Raw genomic sequence first — 3,922 nt, 5'->3', positions numbered from 1 at the left:
TCCCAACTGCTATGAAGATTTTGAACTCTCTAAGCTAGTTGTTCTGATAGGCTCTAACGCAGCATGGTGCCACCCGGTACTGTTCCAACGCATCAAAAAAGCCAAAGAAACAAACCCGGACATGAAGCTCGTCGTTATTGACCCTCGAAAGACCGATAGCTGCGATATTGCCGACCTGCATATTCCAGTGAAAATGGGTAGTGATGTCGCCTTGTTTAACGGCTTACTCGCCTTCTTATATCAAGAGGGAGTAATCGATAATGACTACCTCGAACGATATACTGAAGGCTTTGATCAATGTATTTTGGCTGCGCAGCAAGATGCCTTCAATATTTCAACTGTCGCCGAGAAGTGTAATGTTGCCCCCCACATCATCAAGACTTTTTTCGAATGGTTTCGTGATACACAAGAAACATTGAGCCTATATAGCCAAGGGGTCAATCAGTCTTCGTCCGGCACTGACAAAGTTAACGCCATTCTCAACTGTCACCTAGCAACAGGGCGCATTGGAAAACCTGGCAGCGGCCCCTTCTCATTAACGGGGCAACCCAATGCAATGGGGGGGCGTGAAGTTGGCGGTCTAGCAAACCAACTCGCGGCTCACCTAGAGTTTAATGAACAGGACACAAGCCTACTTAGTGAGTTCTGGAATACCCCAAACCTTGCCAATACACCAGGCATGCCAGCGATTGAGCTCTTCGACGCCGTCGCATCAGGAAAGATCAAAGCCCTATGGGTCATGGCAACCAACCCGGTCGCCAGCCTTCCCAATGCAGAAAAAGTAAGGAAAGCCATTGAACAATGTGACTTCGTCGTTGTGTCTGACTGTGTCGCTCATGCGGATACCTTAGATCGAGCCGAAGTCAAACTGCCCGCTTTGGGCTGGAGCGAAAAAGACGGTACTGTCACCAATTCCGAACGACGAATTTCGCGCCAACGAGCGCTGCTACCACCAGCAGGTGAAGCCAAGCCCGACTGGTGGATTATCTGCCAAGTAGCCAAAGCCATGGGCTACCACGAAGCATTTAATTTTAAATCTGCTGCCGATATTTTTCGGGAACATGCAGCACTAACAGGCTTTAAAAATACGGCTGAACAACGGCCTAGAGATTTCGATATCTCTGGCTTGGCAGAGCTTAGTGACGAACAATACGACTCGCTAGAACCTGTGCAATGGCCCGTAAACAACACTCACCCGAATGGTGTAAAACGATTTTTTTCTGAAGGAGGTTTCTTTACCGCCTCCGGCAAAGCCAAACTCATAGCACTCAGACATCGCCCACCTGTTAACTCATTGTCAGAGGCCTGGCCCCTTGCTTTGAATACCGGACGGGTTCGAGACCAATGGCATAGCATGACCCGCACTGCCTTATCAGCGAGGCTAAACCAGCATAAGCCGGAGCCCTATGTCGAGATCACTCCTGAAGACGCTCATAAGTTCGGTTTAAGTCAGGGCGATATAGCTGAAATAGAAAGTCATTGGGGAAGCATGCTTGCACGAGTGGAGGTCACTAAACGCCTTCCGCAGGGAGAGCTATTTGTCCCCATGCACTGGACCTCTCAATTCAGCAGCCAGGGGCGCGTTGGAGTAGTCGTTAACCCAGAGATTGATCCAATATCCTTCCAACCCGAAAGCAAGCACACGCCGGTTAGCATCAAAGCTTACCAAACCAACTGGCACGGTTTTGTTATTTCACGTCACCCTTTAATTCTTGATGGCATTGACTACACCGTACTCATCAAAGGCGATGGCTACTTCCATTACGAACTTGCAGGAAGGCGGCAAATCAAGCACTGGCAAACCCATCTGTCCAGTCAAATCAGAATCCACTCAGGAGAGCTAGAGTGGCAAACCTATCAAGATGAGCATCAAGGATTATTTCGAACCGCCTGCTTTAATGAAGGCATACTTCAAGCTGTGCTCATCGTAGGTTCGAACTACCAACTACCCGAGCGAAGCTGGATCGCCTCATTATTTAGTCATACCGATAAGCACCCTGAAACCTTAGATACAGAAAGCCGCATGGCTTTATTAACAGGCAAACCACCCATAGGTACGCCGGATGTCGGTAAAATCATATGCGCCTGCTTTAATGTCGGGAAAAAAACCATTCAAACGGCAATAAAGGAACACCAACTAACAAGCCCACAGGAAGTTGGAAAAGTCTGTAAAGCTGGCACCAATTGTGGCTCTTGCGTACCTGAGATAAAAGCGCTATTTACTTAAGGGCAAGCTGACAATAAGCCTCGTACAAGCTAAGTACGAGGCTTATTCCTCCTAAGGGTCGTAGCGGCTAACGAGTACGGTACTCGGCTGACGAGGGGTGTTAAAGCCTTCCGAGGCTTGCTCATTAATTTCGATCAAGGGCACATCTGAAACTAAAGGGTCGAGTTGCTGGGCGTCTTGCCGAACAATCCAATAGCTTGCAACAAACGAAACGGTGAGCGCTGAGTATAAAATGGTATTTCGAGTATATTTTTTCATTCATTAATCCCTGCTTTTTATTTTTAAATTTTTACAACGGAATAAGAACAACACTGATCTTTTTTTAACCAGAAATATGAGTCTACTCTTTCATTTTTATACTGTCTACTATTGAAATACAGATCCCAAACTACTCAGGGTAACCTGTAATATCGCGAATTGTCTTATAAAGTGGTTGCAGCTGGGGATACATCTTCAAATAAACTTCTTTATACAAACGAGCATACAACTTAACTCGTTCAGGGTTTGGCTGAAACACCTTGCCAACACGCGCCATATTCTCAATGGCTTCATCGAAGCTTGCATAAACGCCTAAACCAACAGCAACATCAATGGCAGCCCCTAAGCCAGAGGTTTCATAGGTGTGAGGTCTTTCTGCAGGCATACCAAAGACATCAGCAGTTAATTGCATCGCGGCATCACTTTGAGAGCCGCCCCCCGAGACACGCAAGGTTTTCACCTTAAGCCCGTTTCGCTTTTCCAGACGCTGCATGCCTTCCTTTAAGCCGTAAGCCAAACCTTCCAGAATAGCGCGATAGATATGGGAGCGAGTATGCACATCACCAAACCCGATAATACCGCCTTTTGCCTCCGGCCCAGGGTCGCGCACACCCGGTGACCAGTATGGTTGCAACATAAGCCCCATCGAGCCCGCCGGAACCTGATTCACCAGTTCATCAAATAACTGTTCAGGTTCTATGCCTCTCTCTTCGGCTATCTTTTGCTCTCGTAGGCCAAACTCTTTTTTGAACCAACTCACCATCCAAAAACCGCGATAAATCATAATCTCGGATGAAAAGTACTTTGGAATTGCAGCCGGATAAGCCGGCATGTATTTAATCGGTCCAATATGTTTAGAGTTAGTTGTATTGATTGTCGCTGTCGTGCCATAGCTCATACAAGCGATATCAGGCCGGTTGCCGCCAGAGCCGATAATCTCGCAGGCTTTATCAGACGCCGAGGCAATGATAGGTAAGCCTTCATCTAGCCCCAAATGAGTTGCTGCCTCTTTGGTCAAAGCACCTAATGATTCCCCAGGATCTACCAGCTCAGGTAACATGTCTTTGCACAAAGAAGGCAAAATCTTAAAACGCCAGTCTGATTCAGCAGCCCACTTTAACTTCTTATAATCAAAGGGAATGTAACCAACCTGGGCACCAACAGAGTCTTTAAATTCTCCCGTTAGCTTAAAGCTCAAATAGCCTGATAACAGCAGAAACTTATGTGTCTTGCGCCATATTTCAGGCTGGCTCTGGGAAATCCATAATGCCTGCGATTTCTCTCGAAATCGATGTACAACATCTTCAACCCCGGCGATTTTAAACAACCACTTCCAAAAACCGGGCACATCCCCTTTTACCTCTGCCCTACGCTGGTCTAGCCAGACAATGGCTGGCCTCACAGGCCTTCCCTGCTCATCAACATTAACGACCGTAC

The 3,922-nt window shown here is 47.2% G+C and carries 3 protein-coding genes; 1 reads left to right on the top strand and 2 read right to left on the bottom strand.

Annotated features, from left to right (window positions below; translation table 11 throughout):
• Nucleotides 1-2,227: molybdopterin-dependent oxidoreductase (locus A3757_RS17110; protein ID WP_068739988.1), on the top strand; the 2,227-nt coding region annotated here is incomplete at its 5' end.
• A gap of 51 nt (nucleotides 2,228-2,278) precedes the next feature.
• Here the strand turns inward: A3757_RS17110 and A3757_RS17105 are convergent.
• Together A3757_RS17105 and A3757_RS17100 are read right to left on the bottom strand one after the other, a co-directional pair.
• Nucleotides 2,279-2,485 carry a hypothetical protein gene (locus tag A3757_RS17105; protein WP_068516480.1) on the bottom strand — a complete coding sequence of 69 codons (207 nt, stop codon included), beginning with the start codon at nucleotides 2,483-2,485 and terminating at the stop codon, nucleotides 2,279-2,281.
• 130 nt (nucleotides 2,486-2,615) lie between these two features.
• On the bottom strand, nucleotides 2,616-3,922 hold a 1,307-nt coding region (locus tag A3757_RS17100), incomplete at its 5' end, for an FGGY-family carbohydrate kinase (protein WP_068739986.1).

This window comes from Oleiphilus sp. HI0117 (assembly GCF_001635235.1).
The sequence above is the reverse complement of the archived record's forward strand: the minus strand, read 5'-3'. Positions and strand labels throughout refer to the sequence as shown.